Raw genomic sequence first — 18,190 nt, 5'->3', positions numbered from 1 at the left:
CGCGTCAGGGCGGCTGCCCGCCTCTTCTCCCGCGGCAGAGGCGGGCGGCCGCATGACGTGCAGCGACGGCGGCCGGGACCGTTACCGCCGTCGGCGGATCAACACGACGACGGCGATCCCGACGGCGGCGCCCACCAATGTCTCGACGGCCCGTTCGGTCACCAGCACGCCGGGATCGGCCGGCGCGGCAAGCTGTCCGACCAGCAGGATCACCGGGGTGAAAGAGAGCATGGCGAGGCCGTAGTGCCGGGTCATGAACAGCTCGGTGCTGAACTGCAACACAATCACCAGGCAGACCAGGACGGCGGCCTCCTGACCGGGGAAGGCCAGCAGCGGTGACCCCGGCCACGGGAACAGGACCGCCGCGACCACCACGAGTCCGGCCAGTGTCCCGACGATCCGGTGGACGCCGCGGTACACGCTGCTGGGCAGGTCCGCCCCGGCAAGCGGTACCGCCGCCGCGGCCATGGCCCAGTGCGGGTGGCCGCTGCCACTGAGGACCCCCAGGGTCCCGGCGCTGCCGACGGCGGTGACGTAGCGGGCGGCATGCAGCCACGCCGCCCGGCGGCCTGCCCCGCGCAGCACCGTGACGTCCCGCCGCCGCCCGCGGTGCCAGGTGCGGCCGACAAACCAGCCGCCAAAGCCGACCAAGATCGAGAACGCGGCCGATCCCGCGGCGATGAGAACGCCCGTCTCCCAGGGGTCGGCGGCGGGAACGGAGGCGCACGCGCCCAGGGCCAGGATCCCAAAGAAGGGACCGGCGGGTTTCAGGGCCGTCCTGTCCGTGAACAGCGAGCCCACGCCGGCAAACGCGGCCTCAATGATCACCAGGGCCCACGAATGAATGTGGTGGACAGAGAGGAAGACGCCGACTCCTACGCCGGCAACCAGGAGGACAGCAGCCTGGCTTTGATGGCGGAGCCGGAGCTGGTGAGGCTCGGTGCGGCCGTACATGCCGGTCAGCGCGCCGAAAACGGCGTAGCCGGCCAGCTCGGGTCGACCGGCCGCCACGAGCGCCAGGGACGGAACGGCCACGCTGATCGCCACCCGCCAAGCCGACACGTGGTCCTTGTTGGCCGGGGCCAGGCTGTGCAGCGAACGGATGTGGTGCAACAGGGACATCTCAACTGCCTCTCGGGTTTCTCCGGTTCCCTGCTTTCGCGGGGTGCCCGGGGGCCGGGCTTTCCCGGCTGTCCCGGGAGCTCATAGTGGTTCGGACACGCCTAAGGCCTGCCCGGATGCGTCCCCCAACGGGTAAGCATCCGGAACAGGCCTCAAAGGGCGGGGCAGTCAGCTACGTAGCCTGGGCTACTGCTGCCGGTCCGGTCGGACCAGCGGGCTTAGGCGTTGGCCGGGACTTTCTCGGCTTCCCCGCGCCCTGCGGTGGAATCTACGGCCGGTGCGACCATGGGCATGTCCATGTGCTCGAGGTCGATCAGCGGGTTCTCGTCCTGCGTCGCGACCAGCTCGCGGGCCTCAGCCTGGGTGTCCACGCTCGGCATGGAGCCGGGCAGCGGCATCTGGGCGGATTCCTTCAGGAAGTAGATCGCTACTGCGCCGATCGCCGAGGTGGCCATCAGGTAGTAGGCCGGCATCATGTCGTTGCCGGTGGCGCTGATCAGGGCGGCAACGATGAACGGCGTGGTGCCGCCGAAGATGGCCACCGAGAAGTTGTACGCGATGCCCATGGCGCCGTAGCGGCTGGCCGTCGGGAACTGGGCCGGCAGGGCCGAGGCCAGGTTGGCCACGTAGAACGTCACCGGGAAGGCAATCAGGGAAAGGCCGGCCAGCGTCGACCAGATTTCACCGATGCCGATCAACAGGAAGGCGGGGGTGGCAAGGACGACGGTGCTGATGGCACCGATCCACAGCACCGGGCGGCGGCCGATCCGGTCAGAAAGCTTGCCGGTCAGCGGGATGCAGAGGCTCATGATGACCAGCACGGGGATGGTCAGCAGTGTGCCGTGCAGTTCGTCGTAGCCTTTGGACTCCGTCAGGTACGTCGGCATGTAGGAGGTCAGTGCGTAGCCGGCGGTGTTTGCTGCCGCGACCAGGATCATCGCGACGATGAGGGAGCGCCAGTACGCCTTCACGATGCCCACCGGGCCCTTGGAGGCTGCGGTGTCCGCGGCGGTTGCGTCCTTGGCGAGGTTCTCCTGGGCATCCAGGGTTGCCTGGAACTGGGGGGATTCCTCGATTTTGCTCCGGAAGTACACGGCGATCAGGCCGAGCGGGCCGGCAATGAGGAACGGGATACGCCAGCCCCACTGCTCCATGGTGTCCTGGCCGAGGGTCAGCTGCAGCACCGAAACGAGGGCTGCGCCAAGGGCGAAACCGAGGTAGCTGCCCATGTCCAGGAAGCTGGCGAAGAATCCGCGGCGCTTGTCCGGGGCATACTCGCTCACAAAGGTCGTGGCGCCGGCGTATTCACCGCCGGTAGAGAAGCCCTGGATAACTTTGAACAGGACCAGCAGGACCGCAGCCCAGATGCCGATCTGTGCGTAGCCAGGCAGGAGCCCGACGGCGAAGGTGCTGGCGGCCATGATCATCAGGGTCGCGGCGAGGACCTTCTGGCGGCCGATCTTGTCGCCCAGCCAGCCGAACACGACTCCGCCGAGGGGGCGGGCGATGAAGGTGGCGGCGAAAGTTCCGAGCAGGAACAGGGTCTGGACGGACTTGTCCGCTTCCGGCAGGAACACCGGTCCCATGGTGGTGATCAGGTAGCCGAACACGCCGACGTCGTACCACTCCATGGTGTTACCCACGATGGTGCCGCCGAGTGCCTTCTTGAGCATCGGCTGGTCGACAACGTTGACGTCGGACTCGCGGAGTCGACGGCGACGTAGCTTCGGTTTCTTCACACCCTTGGGTGCGCCTTGGTTGGTTCTGCTGGCGTCGATGACGCCTGCTGAAGAGTCGGTCGTGCTTCGGTCTATGGGCATTTGGGAAGCTCCTAGGGAGATCATTTGCTTGCGACTTGTAGCTGCCCCGCTCTGGGCAGGCTTTCAATTTTACGGGAATTCTCTGGAGTTTCCGAGTTGCGTGCCGTATGATCGCCCATTTCGGGTGCCAATTGGGGGCAATTCACCAATTTCTTTTGCCCGCTTTCGCCGCGCGGTTACTGGGAACCGGCCATCGCTGCGGCACCGCGGCCAAAATTTTCCGCGCCAGCCCTCAGCTGCGGGGATTTTCGGCCGGATTCGAGCCGGCGGAAAGTCCGACGGCGGGCGCTACAGACATCTCATCGGGGCAGTCCTACGATTGATGGACACTTCATTTCACAGCGGTTAATTACAGCGGAAAGGAAGATCAATGGCGGATCATCAGTTCGGAGAAGAAATCGAGCCCGAGGTCGCGAGCCATCTGGCGCAGTCCATGGCTGAGGCCCCCGGGCCCGAGACCCTGCATCACGCTCCCCCCGGGCCCGGCCAGGGACAGCAATGGCCGGGCCTTATCCAGGCGCCAGCCGCGCCACACCGGGTGCCGGAGCTTCCCGCTGCCGGTCCATTCCCCGAAGGTGACCTCGCCGACCAGTTTTGCGCTCACCCAGTTGGCGTCTGCGGCGTCAGCGTCCGGCACCTCCCGGAACGGGGAGGTCTTCCGTGGCAGGGCGTCGAGTTGCTGCCGGAGCTCCTTGAGTTCACGGGTGCTGAAGCCGCTGCCCACCCGGCCTACGTAGCGTAGCTTCGAGCCGTCCGGAATCCCCAGCAGCAGCGAACCCACGGATTCCCGGCGGCCGCCCTTACCGGGCCGCCAGCCGCCCACCACCACTTCCTGGGTCCGTTCAACCTTGAGCTTGAGCCAGGACCGGCTGCGCTGGCCGACATAGCGCCCGTCCGTGCGTTTGGCCATGACCCCCTCGAGCCCGAGCTCGGCGGCGCTTTCCAGGATGTGCGCGACGTCGCCGTCGATCACCCCGGAGAGCTCCACCGGGGCGGCGGAAGGGCGGAAAAACTGCTCCAGCCGGCGGCGGCGCTCACTCAGCGGCCGGCGCCGCAGGTCCTGGCCGGCGTCGAACAGCAGATCGAACAGCATCAGCCGCACGGGCGTGGATTCCTGGGCCCGGGCGACGTCGGCGGCCTTGCTCAGTTTCATGCGGCCCTGCAGCAGCCCGAAGTCGGGCCGGCCGGTGCGCCCGACGGCGATGATCTCGCCGTCGGCGACGAAGCCCTGTTCCGGCCAGCGGGACCGGTCCGTGAGTTCGGGGTAGCTCACCGACATGTCGATGCCGTTGCGGCTGATGAGCCGGATCTTCGTGGCGTCGCCGATGACCAGTGCCCGCACTCCGTCCCACTTGAGCTCGATCTGCCAGTCCAGGTCCGGAAGGTCCGCCAGGGTCCCCGACGTGGCCAGCATCGGGCTGAATCCGGAGGCGTCGGGGGCACGTTCGGCGCCGGTGCCGGTTTCCGCTCCGTCCTCGCGGCGGCCGCCGTCCCCGTCCCCATCGGCGTCGTCCGCTGCCTCGTCCGCGGCGTCGTCCTCCGCATCGTCCGCGGTGCCGGCTGGGCGCCGCGGGCCGGGGCGGCCGTGCGGGCCCGCCGGGTCCATCAGGTGGATCAGCCACTGGTCATCGGCCTGGCCGGTGTGGATCAGGGCGAACCTGCGCGGTCCGCCGAGGCCCCCGCCCTCCGCACCGGTCAGGGTGGCGATGACCTCCTTGCCCGCGATCCATTTTTCGCATTCGTAGTGTCCGTGGTCCCAGATGCTGACGGTCCCGGCGCCGTACTGGCCCTTGGGAATCGCACCCTCGAAGTCGGCGTAGTCCATCGGGTGGTCCTCGGTCTGGACCGCGAGGTGGTTCTTGGTTTTGCTGGTCGGGACGCCCTTGGGCAGTGCCCAGGACACCAGCACGCCGTCGCGTTCCAGCCGGAAGTCGTAGTGCAGCCGGCTGGCGTGGTGTTCCTGGATGACGAAATTCTCCCGGCGTGTCCCGCCCTCGTCCAAGGCGTGGTGCCGGTCCGCGGTGAAGGGCTCGGGAGTGGCCGCCCTGTCCCGTTTGGTGCGGTACTTTTCCAGCCGCGGGTCGGTGTCGCCGCCGTCGCCGGCCTGCTCGGGAGAGATTTCGGCTCGGCCGCCGAGCGGATGGTCAGGCGGATGGTCCGCCCGGTGGTCCGGCGCGTGCGGTGAGTGCGGCGCCGGGGCGCCGGCGCCATGCCGGCCGCCGGAAACCGGGGCGAACGGATCCTTGCCGGCCGCGACGCGCTTCATCACCTCCTGGAAGTCCAGCTGGTGCAGCGAGGGGGAGCTGAGTTCCCGCCACGTGCGCGGCGCGGCCACCGTGGGCCGGAGCCGGCCGCGCAGCGAGTACGGCACGATGGTGGTCTTGGCGGCGTTGTTCTGGCTCCAGTCCACCAGCACCTTGCCGGTGCGCAGGGCCTTTTTCATGTCGCTGACGGCCAGATCCGGGTGGTCGGCTTCGAGCGAGCGGGCCAGTTCGCGGGCGAAGTCGGAAATCTGGTCCGAGCTCTGCGACCCGTCCAGGGCCGCGTAGAGGTGGATGCCCTTGCTGCCGCTCGTCACCGGCACGGGATCCAGGCCGACGTCCTGCAGGATGGTGCGGGCCAGCCTGGCCACCTCCACGCACTCCGCCAGCCCCGCGCCCTCGCCCGGGTCCAGGTCCAGCACCAGCCGGTCGGGCGGCGACGCATTGCCGTGGGAGTCAACCCGCCACTGCGGCACGTGGATCTCCAAGGCTGCGATCTGGGCCAGCCAGGTGAGGGTGGCGGGATCATTGACCAAGGGATATTGGATGGTCCGGTCCTTGTGCGTGATGGAGGCGCGGGGCACCCAGCCCGGTGTTGAATGGTCCAGGTTCTTCTGGAAGAACATCTCTCCCGGGGCGTCGGCGGTCCCGACGCCGTGGACCCAGCGCTTCCGGGTGGCCGGCCGGTTGCGGGCGGCGGGGATCAGCACGGGCGCGACGGCGGCGTAGTAGGCCAGGACGTCGGCCTTGGTGGTGCCCGTAGCCGGGTACATGATTTTTTCCAGGTTGGTGAGCACCAGTTCGCGTCCGTCCACCCGGACGCGTTCCTTACCGTTGGGCAAAACCCTTCACCTCCGCGCAACTGTGATGTTCACTTGATCCATGAGAGCCATCTGGAAAGGCGCAATAGCGTTCGGGCTGGTCAACGTGCCGGTCAAGGTCTACAGCGCCACCGAGGACCACGACATCAGCCTCCACCAGGTCCACAACGCCGACGGCGGCCGGATCCGCTACCAGCGCCGTTGCGAGGTCTGCAGCAAGATCATCGACTACGAGGACATCGACAAGGCCTACGAGGACGATGGCCGCACGGTGGTCCTGACCCGCGACGAGCTCAAGTCCATCCCGGCGGAAAACAGCCACGAAATCGAAGTGGTCCAGTTCGTTCCGGTGGACCAGCTCGATCCCATGATGTTTGAAAAGAGCTACTACCTTGAACCCGACTCCAAGTCGCCCAAGGCCTATGTGCTGCTGCGGCGCGCCCTGGAGGACACGGACCTGGTGGCAATTGTGCAGTTCGCGCTCCGGGACAAGACGCGGCTTGGCGCGCTGAGGATTCGCGACGAGGTCCTGGTGCTGCAGTCGCTGCTGTGGGCCGATGAGGTCCGCGCGGCCAGCTTTCCCGCACTCGAGACTTCCGTCCGGATCTCGGCGCAGGAACGCGAGATGTCCGCCGCCCTGGTTGACTCGATGGCCTCCGACTTTGAGCCGGATCAGTTCACGGACGAGTACCAGGAGCAGCTGCGCCAGCTGATCGAGGCGAAGCTGGACAAGGGGGAGTCGTTGGACACGGAGGAGACCTTCGGTGCCCCTGCCGAGGCCGGCGAGGGCGAAGTTATCGACCTGATGGAAGCCCTCAAGCGCAGCATCGAGAAAAAGCGCGGCGGAGGGCCGGCGGAGACTCCTGCCGGGACAACCGGTTCGGCGCCCAAGGCCGCCCCGAAGGCGGGCGCCAGGGCGTCGGCAGCCAAGTCCACTGGCGCTAAATCCACAGCCACCAAGACGGCGTCCACCCGGACGGCTTCTGCCAAGACTGCGGCGGCTGCCAAGACTGAACCGGCTCCCAAAGCGACGGCCGCGAAGACGGCCCGAAAGGGTGCCTGAGCCCGGGTGCCTGCCGGTGCCGTCGTGCACGCTAATCAGGAGTTCCGCAGGGCGGAGATGAGCTCGCTCTTCTTCTTGGCCGAGTATCCCGTGAGGCCGATCTCCTTGGCGCGTGCCTTCAGCTGCGGCACTGTCCAGTCCTCGTAGTCCCCGGCCTTGCCGCCCTTGCGGCCGACTGAGGCACGGCCCCGCTTGGCGGCGGCGTTGGAGATCCTGGCGGCTTTTTGCTTGGAGGCGCCGTCCTCGAGCAACTTCTCATAGAGCTCGGGGTCCTTGATGCTGGGGCTCTCCGAGCCTTGGGGCTCGCCTTTCTTCGTTGGCATGGCTGCGCGATCATCTCCTTCGGCCGGGAACCACTTGGGCGGCGGCCCGCGGCCGGTGCCGCCGGGGATTCCAAACTAGCCGCGCCGCCGGGCCGTGACAAGCATTTGCTAAGGCCCCTTACAAAAGTTGCTCGACCCCTGACCGTCCGCCGCCAAAGCAACGCGGGGTCACTTAGCGCCCAAGTTCCCCACCGGAATGGGCGGTAAGTGACCCCGCGTTGCTTCTGATCTCTGCGGCCGGCAACGCGAAGGCCCGGCCGGCCCCTCATCGGGGGCGGCCGGGCCAACTGAAGCTGCCGGTGTTCCGGCGCGGGGCCGGAAGGTGAGGCTATTCGGCGTCGTGATCCGTCTCAAGGATCTGCACGAGGCGGTCAAGTGCGGCGTCGGCGCCTTCACCTTCGGCACGCAACACCACAACTTCGCCGTGCGATGCGCCAAGGCTCATCAGCGACAGGATGCTGGCGGCGTCCATTGCCTCGTCCTCGGGCTCGCCCAACCGGGCAATCGTGATCTCGAGGTTGTCGAACTCGCCTGCAGCCTCGGCGAAGATGGCGGCCGGACGGGCGTGCAGCCCGACGCGGCTGGCAATGGTGGCGTTACGTTCGGTCATTTCTGCTCCTTGAAGTCAGCTTGGGTGTTTGTCAGCTGTGAGTATCTGCTTGGAAAAGTGTCCTGGTTCAGGCGGCTACGGGAACAGTTTCCACCGTATCAACCGGCTTCTTGACTGCCCAGCGCTTGAGCGCGATCACGGCGAAGGCACCTACGACGGTACCGGCCGCAATGGCGATGACGAACCACAGGAACGAATCGATCGCGAAGAAGACGAAGATTCCGCCATGCGGGGCCTTCGACCCCACCCCTGCCGCCATCGAGATGGCACCGGTCACGGCGCCGCCGAGCATGCTGGCGGGGATGACGCGGAACGGGTCCGCGGCGGCGAACGGGATGGCGCCTTCGGTGATGAAGGATGCCCCCAGCAACCAGGCGGCCTTGCCGTTTTCCTGCTCCGCCAGGCTGAAGAGCCTCTTGTTCAACACGGTCGCAGCCAGTGCCATGGCCAGCGGCGGGACCATGCCGGCGGCCATGACGGCCGCCATGATCTGCCATGGGGCCTGGTTGGTGATGGACGCTGCGCCCAGGCCGGCGACGGCGAAGGAGTAGGCAACCTTGTTGACCGGACCGCCGAGGTCGAAGCACATCATCAGGCCCAGGATGATACCGAGGGCGACGGCGCTGGCGCCGGTGAGGCCGGCCAGGAAGTCGTTGAGCCCGACAGTGACCCGGGCGATGTAGGCGCCCAGGAACACGAACAACAGGCCCGACGCCGCGAGCGACGCCACGAGCGGGATGACGACCACCGGCATCAGGCCGCGCAGCCAGCGGGCCACCTTGAGCTTGCCGATCGAATGGGCCACGTAGCCGGCGATCAGGCCGCCCACGATGCCGCCGAGGAACCCGGCGCCCATGAAGACGGCGGTGGCACCGGCAACGAAACCGGGGGCGATGCCGGGCCGGTCAGCGATGGCGTAGGCAATGTAGCCGGCCAGTGCAGGCACGAGGAAGCCCAGGGACAGGGCACCGATCTTGAAGAGCACGGAACCCAGGTACGCGCCCAGCGGGCCCCAGGCCAGTTCAGGGTATTCGGTGGGCAGGTTGAAGAGGCTGTTCTGCGCCAGGATCTTGTCCGCGAAGGCGGTGATGTCGTAGCCGCCCAAGAGGAAGCCGAGGGCGATCAGCAGGCCGCCGCCGGCCACGAACGGGATCATGTAGCTGACACCGGTCAGGAGGGCCTTCTTCAGCTTCGTGCCAATGTGCTCACTCTTTTCCTCGGCGGCCATCTCAGCCTGCTCCTCGGCGCCGAAGTGGGGCACGCGGTGGGCGTGCGGGTTGTCCGCTGCGGCGAGTGCCTCGGCGACCATCTTGTCGGGTTCGTCGATGCCGCGCTTGACCGGCGCGTTGATCACCGGCATGCCGGCGAAGCGCTCCTTGCCGCGCACGTCCACGTCCACTGCAAAGATCACGGCATCGGCGGCGGCGATCACGGCGGGGTCGAGGGCCTTGGCGCCGGAGGATCCCTGGGTTTCCACCTGCAGGTCCACGCCGACTTCCTTGGCCGCGGCGACGAGCGAGTCGGCGGCCATATAGGTGTGGGCGATGCCGGTGGGGCAGGCCGTCACGGCGACGAGGCGCTTGGGCCCCTTGGCCTTCGCTGCGCCGGCACCTTCACCGGTTGCGGCCGCCGCGGCTGAGGCGGCGGCCGCGGATGCGGCGCCGGTCGCTTCGGCAGCGGTGTGGGCGGCCGGCTTGTCCGCCAGGGCGGCGTCGACGAGGTCGACAATTTCCGCCTCGGTGGTCGCGGCGCGCAGGCTGGCCGTGAAGTCCTTCTTGATCAGCGACCGCGCCAGCTTCGAAAGCAGCTTCAGGTGGTCCTGGTCCGCGCCCTCGGGAGCGGCGATGAAGAAGATGATGTCCGCGGGCCCGTCCTTGGCGCCGAAGTCGACCGGCTGGGACAGCCGCGCCATCGCCAGGGTGGGTTCGGTGACCGCCGTCGAGCGGCAGTGCGGGATCGCGATGCCTCCCGGGACGCCCGTGGCGGTCTTGGATTCGCGGGCGAAGGCGTCGGCGAAAAGCCCTTCGGCCTCGGTGGCGCGTCCGGTGGCTGCAACCCTGCCTGCCAGATGCCGGATCACGTCCTCGGGCGAGCTGCCCAGATTCTGGTCGAGCTCGACCAGTTCGGTGGTAATGAGCTGTGTCACTGTCAATCCTTCCGGAGGGCCGTGATGGTTACGGCATCAGGGGTGGTTTGGTTGACTGCCGGGACAGTGGAGCCAGGCAGGGAAGCGGCGGCGGCACCATGGGCCACCGCCTGACGGAGGCAATCGACCGGGGCGGCGCCCTGGCTGGATGCGAGCAGGTATCCGGCCAACGAGGAATCGCCGGCGCCGACAGTGCTGACCGCGGTGACCGGCGGGTGCGTGGCCAGCCACGCGCCGTCGGCCGTCACAAGAACGGCACCCTTGGAGCCGAGGGTGGCCAGTACGGCGCCCACTCCGGAGCGCACGACGGCGGAGGCGGCCGCTGCTGCAGCCTCCGGGTCCGCTTCGAGCTCCTCGGCGGACTTGTTCGTGGCGAAACCGGCTGCGGCAGCCAGTTCCACCAGTTCCTCGGCGTTGGGTTTCAAGAGGTCCGGTTTTCCCGAGGTATCGCCGGAGACCGCTGCGGCGAGGGGTTCGCCGGAGGAATCGACGGCGACCCGTGGTGCGGCCTCGCCGTCGAACAGGGAACGCAGCCGCCGGGTGACGGTTGCGTAGAAGTCGGCCGGGACCCCGGGTGGGAGCGAGCCGGCCAGGACCACCCAGGCGGCACCGCGGGCGTGGTCCAGCAGGAGGCTGATCAGGGCCTCCTGCTGGTCCTCGCTGAGGGCCGGTCCGGGTTCATTGATCTTGGTGGTGACTCCGCCGGGCTCGGTGAGGGCCACGTTGCTGCGCAGCGGCTCACCAATCGGCAGGGCCGCGAACGGAACGTCGGTCTCCCGCAGGCCGGTGAGGACAGGGTCGGCCTCGGCGCCGGGGAGAACGGCGACTGTCTTCAGCCCCGACGCGACGAGGGCGCGGGAGACGTTGACTCCCTTGCCGCCGGATTCCTGGCGGACAGAGATGGCCCGCTGAACTTCCCCGCGGAGGAGGGGGCCGGGCAGCGCCACGGTGCGGTCCAGGCTGGGGTTGGCGGTGAGGGTGACAATCACGCGACCACCACCTCCACTCCGGCTTCCGCAAGGGCGTCGGCGAGTTGCCGGCTGGGTTGCGTGTCTGTGATCACGGTGTCCAGATCTTTCAACGAGGCGAACTGGACCAGCGTTTCCGCGTCCAGCTTGGAGGAATCAGCCAGCACCACAATGCGGCGCGCTGATTGGACGAAGGCAGCCTTGACAGCGGCTTCTTCAGGATCGGGTGTGCTCAGCCCGAAGGCTGCATGGATGCCGTTGGTGCCGATGAAGGCGATGTCCGGGCGGATCCGGCGGGCGGCTTCCACCGTGGACTGGCCGACGGCGGCCTGGGTCAGGCCGCGGACCTTGCCGCCGAGCAGGTGCAGGGCGATCCCGGGGCCGCCCGACAGTCTGGACGCGATGGGCAGGGAGTGGGTGATGACGACGAGTTCGGCGTCGGACCCGGGTCCCGGCGCGGTGCCCTGCGCGGCGGCTCCCGCGGCCCGGGCAGACAGGAGTTCGGCGAGGGCTTCCGTGGTGGAGCCGGCGTCAATCAGGATGCTGCCGGTGAGGCCCTGTGGGATGAGGGCCAGGGCGGCCTCGGCGATCCGGGTCTTCTCGGGCTGCCGCTGGACGGTCCGCTCCAGGATGCTTTCTTCCGTGGTGCTGAAGCGGTCCGGAGAGACCGCGCCGCCGTGCACCCGGCGGACGCTGCCGGAGGCTTCCAGGGCGGCGAGGTCCCGGCGGATGGTTTCGGTGGTGATACTGAAGCGCTCGGCCAGGTCAGTGACGCTGGCCCGGCCGCTGGCGTAGATGAGCCCCACGATCAGCTGCTGGCGTTCTTCGGCGAACACTTACCCTCCGTTGCGTACTGCGTCTGTCCTGGTTCTTGCCTGCTGTAGTGCTGGAAATGCGCTCTGGCCGCTTCGGTGACTCCCGTCACATGAAGTGGAATTGTTTGACTTTATCTTTGTTCTTGTTGGTTTGTCAATGAAAAACCACATGAACGCAGAAAGAGTGCGTTTGCCGCGGGACATGTCCAGTGATGGGGCCAGGCTGAAGGGGGGCATGTCCAGTGGTCGGGCCGGGGAGTGGGCACTTGGGGGTTATGTCCATGGGCCGCCCCCGGGGGCCGGGCATGTGCGGCGCTTCGGGTGGTTGCGGGCCGGGCTGAAGGGGGCATGTCCAGTGGTCGGGCCGGGGAGTGGGCATTTTGGGGTTATGTCCATGGGCCGCCGCGGGGGCTGGGCATGTGCCGCGGTTGTGCGCGGGTGGGCCACATGACGGAAGCCGGGCCCGACCTCGAGGTCCGGCCCGGCTTCCGGGTCGTTGGGTTCCGCGCCGCGCAGTGGGTGCGGGGAAATCTTAGATGCCTGCGTCGCGGCTCTCATTGCGGGTGATGGTCTCGCCGGTGTTGGGGTCCACTACCGTGCGGCTTTCGCTGACCCGGCGCGTGCGGCCGCGTCCGGGGCCGGCGAGGACGAGTGAAGCGATGAGTCCAATCACGCCGACCGCCATCAGGATGTAGCCGATCATGGCCTGGTTTACGTTGGGGATCAGCCCTGGGGCGACGGCCCAGGCGAGGATGGCGCCGATGGCGATGAGGAAGATTGCGGAACCGATTCTCATAACGTGCTCCTTGATGCCCGGGGCGGGCCGATGATGGTAAGCATGCTGTCCAGCGTCACGCTACAACCCCGCCCCGGCTGTTTCAATGAAGCGCCCCCGCGCCCCGCAGGGAATTTTCCGGGAAGTTTTCGCGCCGGTTTCGGCCAGCCGCGCCCTTTTCGGACGGATGCGCCAAAGATCCGGGGGCGGAGGTCCGATTCCGCCGCGGAAACCGCGCAGCACCACCGGGCGCGGGGCGGAACGCGTGGCCGTGATGGATAGGCTGAGCCAATGGAGACGGTGATCTGGTCAAAACCCGAGCACGAACGCGGCGGCACCCCGCTGCTGGTGATGCTGCACGGCTACGGTACGGACGAATTCCGCATGTCCAAGCTGTTCGCTTCCCTGCCGCCCGAGTTCAGCTGCGCCGCACTGCGTGGACCGAAGGATATTGGAGACCACTACGGCTGGTTCCTGCTGGACTATTTCCTCACCCATGACTTTGCCGACGTCATCGCCTCCACGAACGCGGTCTTCGCCTGGATCGAGTCGGTGAAAGCCCGGCACAGCAGCGTCAGCCTGTTCGGATTTTCGCAGGGGATGGCCATGGCCAGCACGCTCCTGCGGCTCCGGCCGGAACAATTCCGCGCAGCTGTGGGTCTCTCGGGCTTTGTCCTGGACAACGAACTCCTGGCCATGAGCGAATCCTTCACCGCCCGGCCGCCGTTCTTTTGGGGCCGGGACAAGGGCGACGTCGTCATCAACGACGCAGCCACCGAGCATACCGAGGCGTGGCTGAACCGGAACACCCAGCTCACGGCCAGGACCTATCCGGGCATGGGCCACACGATCTCGAAGGCAGAACTCGTGGACGTCAGCACGTTCCTGCGGCACTACGTCCTGCGCTGACCGGGCGTCGATAAAGGTGATGACCGAGTGATGACCGGGCACTGACCCGACGCCGGGGACCCGCGCCAACCCGCGCCAACCCGCGCCAACCCGCAGCCGAAACCCCGGATCATCCACTTGCATGCCAAATATGTAAGCGCTTACAATCGACCTCGGCCATGAACACCGGGCCCACTACTTCAGGGGGAAGAAAGGGCTGAGCCCGTGCCGCAGGCCAACTCCCCGCGCGTGAGGATCCAGGACGTCGCCGCGCTCTCCGGGCTCTCCATCTGCACCGTCTCCCGAGCCCTCCGGCAGCTTCCCAACATCTCCGCACAGGCCAAGGCAAGGGTCAGTGACGCAGCGGCCCAGCTCGGCTACAAAGCATCCTCCGCGGCATCCCGGCTGGCCGGCGGCAACACCGGCTCGGTGGCCATCATCGCCCCGACGGCCACGGCATGGTTCTTTGCCCGGGCCGTGGAAGCGGCCGAGGAAGTCTTCGCCGACAGCGGCTATGACACGGTGCTGATCAGCCTCCGGAACCGGCCCAGCGTGAAGCGGAACCTCTTCGGCGACCTCGCCGGCCTGGTGCAGCGGGTGGACGGGGTACTGCTGTTCAACATCGCCCTGGATGAGGCCGAAACGGCCGCGCTCGCCGAGTCGGGTCTCGCCGTGGCCAGCGTGGGGATGCACGGCATGCCGTGGGACAACGTGGGCATCGACAACGCCGACGCCGCCCGCGCCGCCACGAACCACCTGCTGGACCTGGGGCACCGGGACCTTGCCATCCTTGCCGGCAGCGAAACCGGCGCACCCTCCCTCGTGACCGCCAGCGAGCGGCGGCGGGGCTTCGAGCAGGCCCTGGCCGGCCACGGCCTCGCCGTCGATCCAGACCTCGTGCTCGACGCCGGCTCCAGCATCGAAGGCGGCCGGCTGGCCATGGTGGAGCTCGTGGAAAAACGCAGGATGCCGTCCGCGATCTTCGCCGGTTGCGACGAGGCAGCCTTCGGCGCGCTCATGGCAATGCGGGAGTTCGGTTTGTCAGCGCCGGAAAACGTGTCCATCATAGGAATAGACGATCATCAGATGAGTTGGTTCCTGGGCCTGACCACAATTGCCCAGCCAGTTGCCGACCAGGGCGCGTTCGCGGCCAACCTGCTGATTGAAAGACTTCATCGCTCAGGACTTCCCAATCCGCCGCCTCCCAGTCCGCCGTCGAACCATCTGCTGGACACCAAATTGGTAGAGCGCACCAGCACGCGCCGGCACTGATCCGGACGGTGTCCGCCGCCGGAACGGCCCCCAACAGAGCAGCCCTGAGCTGACTGTCCTAGACCAACACTTTGACCAGACCGTCCTGCCTGCCCGTTGTCTGAAAGGACCTCGCCTCATGACTGTAGTTCCCGATACCTCCGGCCTCGCCGGTGCGCTCTCCGGTGCATCCGCCATCCTTTTTGACCTCGACGGCGTCCTGACCCCCACCGCTGTGGTGCACGAGCACGCCTGGAAGCAGCTCTTCGACGGCTTCCTGGCCTCGGTCCCCGGCGCCGCGCCGTACCGTGAGAGCGACTACTTCGACCACATCGACGGCAAGCCGCGGTTCGACGGCGTCCGGGACTTCCTGGCCTCCCGCGGGATTGTGCTGCCCGAGGGCCCGGCGGACGACGAGCCCGCGCATGACACCGTCCACGGACTCGGCAACCGCAAGAACAAGGTCTTCAACGACATCGTCGAGGCCAGCGGAGTCCAGCCCTACGAGGGCTCCGTCCGGCTGGTTGAGGCCGCGCTGGCCCGCGGGCTCAAGCTCGCCGTCGTCTCCTCATCCCGCAACGCCCCTGCCGTGCTGAAGGCCGCCGGCCTGTCCGATTACTTCCCGGTGGTGGTCGACGGCGTCGTCGCCGTCGCCGAGGGGCTGCCCGGCAAGCCCAGCCCGGCCACCTACGAATACGCCGCGCGGCTTCTGGGCCTGCCGAGCCGGGAGTGCGTCGTGGTGGAGGACGCCGTCTCCGGCGTCCAGGCCGGCAGAGCGGGAGACTTCCGCTCGGTGATCGGCGTCGACCGCGGCGCCGGCCGGCAGACCCTGCTCGACGCCGGCGCCACGGTCGTGGTCAACGACCTCGCCGAACTGCTCTAGCCCGGCCCGCTCACCCCACCGCCCAGCCCCCCTCCCGCCGAAGGAATCCCCTAAACCATGGCTCTCATCACCTCGGACCGCGCCCGGTTCCCCAACGATCCCTGGCAGCTGGTCGAGACCGTGCACCTCCCCGGCAATGCCGGCACCCTGGAGACCCTGTTCAGCCTCGGCAACGGGCACCTGGGCATCCGCGGCGCGCACTGGGGTGCCGCGGACGCCGAACTTCCGGGCAGCTTCATCAACGGCTTCCACGAGACCTGGGACATCAAGCACGCCGAAAACGCGTACGGCTTCGCCCGCACCGGCCAGCGGATCCTCTATGTCCCGGACGCCAACAACTTCACCGTCATCATCGACGGCGAGCCGCTGAGCCTGGACGAGTCCACTGTGCTGGACTACCGCCGTTCGGTGGATTTCGCCACGGGTATCTACGAGTGCCGGATCACCTGGCAGTGCCGTTCCGGTGCGACCGTGACCACCACCGAACGGCGCGCCGTCGGCTACGCGTCCCGCGGCGCGCTGGGCATCAGCCTCGAGGTGGCGGCCGACCGGGATATCTCCGCGGACGTCACGTCCTCGGTCATCAACCGCCAGGACCAGCCGGTGGAGGACCACTCCGCCCATGATCCGCGCCGCGCCGGCCGCCACGCCGGGCGCGTGCTGCTGCCCCTGCGGCTCGACGGCGGGGACGGCTCCCTGCGCCTGTCCTGGGAAGCCTCGGAATCCAAGCAGCGGCTCGGGATGGCTGTGGATCACTGGACCTCGGCCGGCGTGCAGCCGTTCGACACCCAGGTGGACCAGGACGACAGCAGCGTCCGTTACGTGCTCGCCGTCAGCGCGGACGCACCGTTCGTGCTGGAGAAGAGCGTCAGCTATGCCGTGGGCCAGGCTGCCGAGGACCTCGCCGACAGCGCCGAAGCCAGCCTCAAGCCGGTCAGCGATATCTTCGCCCAGAGCGAGGACCACTACCGCGACTACTGGAGCACGAGCGACATTGTCCTGGCGGGCCAGACCGAGCTCCAGCAGGGCGTGCGCTGGAACCTCTTCCAGCTCGCGCAGGCCACGGCCTGCGCCGATGTGGCCGGCATCCCGGCCAAGGGTGTGTCGGGCTCCGGCTACGACGGCCACTACTTCTGGGACCAGGAGGTGTACCTGCTGCCCTACCTGACCTACACCAACCCGGGCAACGCCCGCCAGGTCCTGGAATTCCGCCACGACCTCCTGCCGGAGGCGAAGATCCGCGCCAAGGAGCTCAGCGTCGACGGCGCCCTCTTCCCCTGGCGCACCATCAACGGACTCGAGGCCAGCGCCTACTACGCGGCCGGCACCGCGCAGTTCCACATCGCCGCCGCGATCGCCTTCGCGACCAACCGGTACATCTGGGCCAGCGGGGACACCGAGTTCCAGGCCACGCTGGGCTCCGATCTGCTGATCGAGACCGCACGGATGTGGGTCTCGCTCGGCTTCTTCGGCAAGGACGGGCTGTTCCACATCCACGGCGTCACGGGCCCCGACGAGTACACCGCCGTCGTCAACGACAACCTGTACACAAACGTCATGGCGCGCTTCAACCTGCGCGCCGCGGCGGCGCTGGACCACCCCGAGATCGACGACGCCGAACGCCAGCTCTGGGAGCAGGCCGCCAACCGCATGCAGCTGCCCTACGACGAGGACCTCCAGGTCCACTCCCAGGACAACGACTTCATGACCCTGGAACCGTGGGACTGGACCACGCCCCGGTCCAAGTACCCGCTCCTGCTGCACTTCCACCCGCTGGTGATTTACCGGCACCAGGTCCTGAAGCAGGCCGACACCGTGCTGGCCATGTTCCTGCAGTGGCAGGACTTCACCGCCGAGGAAAAGCGCCGCGCCTTCGATTTCTACGACCCCATCACCACCGGCGACTCCACGCTGTCCGCCTGCGTCCAGGGCATCATGGCGGCCGAGGTCGGCTACGGCAAGGCCGCGCTGGACCACTTCACCCACGCCCTGTTCATCGACCTCGACGACACCCACGGCAACACGATCGACGGCGTCCACATCGCCTCCACCGGCGGGGTGTGGAGTTCGCTGGTCAGCGGCTTCGCCGGGCTGCGGGACCAGGGCGCGGTGCCGTACTTCGATCCGCGGCTGCCTGCCGAATGGGACGGACTCGAGTTTCATCTGAAGATCCAGGGCAGGCTCCTGCACGTCGGGCTCGAGCAGGATTCGATCGGCCTGACCGTCCGTGACGGCGCGCCGCTGCAGGTCGACGTGCGCGGGGAACTGCTCACGGTCGACGGCGGCCCGGTCCGGGTCCCGCTGGCGCCGGTCACCGCCCCGGAACCGACCATCTTCCCCAGCGGCCTTCCGACGTCGTCGATCCCGGTGGTGCGCGCCGCAGTCTGAACCGCCGCCGAAGCAACGCGGGGTCACTTATCGCCCATGATCCCCACGGACATGGG

Annotated in this window: 14 protein-coding genes; 5 read left to right on the top strand and 9 right to left on the bottom strand. The window is 67.9% G+C overall.

Annotation, left to right across the window (positions count from 1 at the left end; genetic code table 11):
- Nucleotides 1–81: 81 nt before the first annotated feature.
- The 3 genes from AC1DXI_RS04570 to AC1DXI_RS04560 all read right to left on the bottom strand — a co-directional run bounded on the left by AC1DXI_RS04570 (nt 82) and on the right by AC1DXI_RS04560 (nt 6,018).
- A complete protein-coding gene (locus tag AC1DXI_RS04570; protein ID WP_476937630.1) occupies nt 82–1,122 on the bottom strand; it encodes an FUSC family protein in 1,041 nt (346 codons plus the stop codon).
- 218 nt (nt 1,123–1,340) lie between these two features.
- Nucleotides 1,341–2,942 carry an MFS transporter gene (locus AC1DXI_RS04565; RefSeq protein ID WP_476937629.1) on the bottom strand — a complete coding sequence of 534 codons (1,602 nt, stop codon included), beginning with the start codon at nt 2,940–2,942 and terminating at the stop codon, nt 1,341–1,343.
- Between the two features lie 367 nt (nt 2,943–3,309).
- Entirely contained in the window at nt 3,310–6,018 is a 2,709-nt protein-coding gene (locus AC1DXI_RS04560) for an ATP-dependent DNA ligase (protein WP_476937904.1), read from the bottom strand.
- Nucleotides 6,019–6,085: 67 nt separating this feature from the next.
- Between AC1DXI_RS04560 and ku the strand changes: the two genes are divergently transcribed.
- Complete coding sequence (ku, locus tag AC1DXI_RS04555; RefSeq protein WP_476937628.1) at nt 6,086–7,087, top strand: non-homologous end joining protein Ku; 1,002 nt, start codon at nt 6,086–6,088, stop codon at nt 7,085–7,087.
- A 35-nt stretch (nt 7,088–7,122) separates the two neighbouring features.
- Here ku and AC1DXI_RS04550 read toward each other — a convergent pair whose 3' ends face one another.
- The 6 genes from AC1DXI_RS04550 to AC1DXI_RS04525 form a co-directional block, all read right to left on the bottom strand.
- Nucleotides 7,123–7,410, bottom strand: a complete 288-nt coding sequence (locus AC1DXI_RS04550) for a DUF7218 family protein (protein WP_476937627.1) — start codon at nt 7,408–7,410, stop codon at nt 7,123–7,125.
- Nucleotides 7,411–7,738: 328 nt separating this feature from the next.
- The gene (locus tag AC1DXI_RS04545) at nt 7,739–8,020 is read right to left on the bottom strand and encodes an HPr family phosphocarrier protein (protein WP_018774864.1); all 282 of its coding nucleotides are present in this window, start codon (nt 8,018–8,020) and stop codon (nt 7,739–7,741) included.
- Between the two features lie 67 nt (nt 8,021–8,087).
- Nucleotides 8,088–10,166 (bottom strand): PTS fructose transporter subunit IIABC, encoded by a 2,079-nt coding sequence (locus AC1DXI_RS04540; protein ID WP_476937626.1) that lies wholly within the window; start codon nt 10,164–10,166, stop codon nt 8,088–8,090.
- Between the two features lie 2 nt (nt 10,167–10,168).
- The gene (locus tag AC1DXI_RS04535) at nt 10,169–11,155 is read right to left on the bottom strand and encodes a 1-phosphofructokinase family hexose kinase (protein ID WP_018774862.1); all 987 of its coding nucleotides are present in this window, start codon (nt 11,153–11,155) and stop codon (nt 10,169–10,171) included.
- Nucleotides 11,152–11,970, bottom strand: coding sequence for a DeoR/GlpR family DNA-binding transcription regulator (locus AC1DXI_RS04530; protein WP_476937625.1), 819 nt, complete (start codon nt 11,968–11,970; stop codon nt 11,152–11,154). The genes AC1DXI_RS04535 and AC1DXI_RS04530 overlap by 4 nt, the downstream gene beginning before the upstream one ends.
- A gap of 511 nt (nt 11,971–12,481) precedes the next feature.
- Complete coding sequence (locus AC1DXI_RS04525; protein WP_018774860.1) at nt 12,482–12,745, bottom strand: DUF6458 family protein; 264 nt, start codon at nt 12,743–12,745, stop codon at nt 12,482–12,484.
- 270 nt (nt 12,746–13,015) lie between these two features.
- On the opposite strand from AC1DXI_RS04525, the gene AC1DXI_RS04520 reads away from it, so the two are divergent.
- The 4 genes from AC1DXI_RS04520 (at nt 13,016) to AC1DXI_RS04505 (ending at nt 18,134) form a co-directional block, all read left to right on the top strand.
- Nucleotides 13,016–13,633, top strand: coding sequence for an alpha/beta hydrolase (locus AC1DXI_RS04520; protein ID WP_476937624.1), 618 nt, complete (start codon nt 13,016–13,018; stop codon nt 13,631–13,633).
- A 204-nt stretch (nt 13,634–13,837) separates the two neighbouring features.
- Nucleotides 13,838–14,884 carry a LacI family DNA-binding transcriptional regulator gene (locus AC1DXI_RS04515; protein WP_476937623.1) on the top strand — a complete coding sequence of 349 codons (1,047 nt, stop codon included), beginning with the start codon at nt 13,838–13,840 and terminating at the stop codon, nt 14,882–14,884.
- 118 nt (nt 14,885–15,002) lie between these two features.
- The gene (locus tag AC1DXI_RS04510; protein WP_476937622.1) at nt 15,003–15,746 is read left to right on the top strand and encodes an HAD family hydrolase; all 744 of its coding nucleotides are present in this window, start codon (nt 15,003–15,005) and stop codon (nt 15,744–15,746) included.
- Nucleotides 15,747–15,803: 57 nt separating this feature from the next.
- Nucleotides 15,804–18,134 (top strand): glycoside hydrolase family 65 protein, encoded by a 2,331-nt coding sequence (locus AC1DXI_RS04505; RefSeq protein ID WP_476937621.1) that lies wholly within the window; start codon nt 15,804–15,806, stop codon nt 18,132–18,134.
- Nucleotides 18,135–18,190: the final 56 nt, after the last annotated feature.

This window comes from Arthrobacter sp. P1_H7, assembly GCF_056405215.1.
Note: the sequence above shows the minus strand (reverse complement) of the source record. Positions and strands in the feature narration are given on the sequence as shown.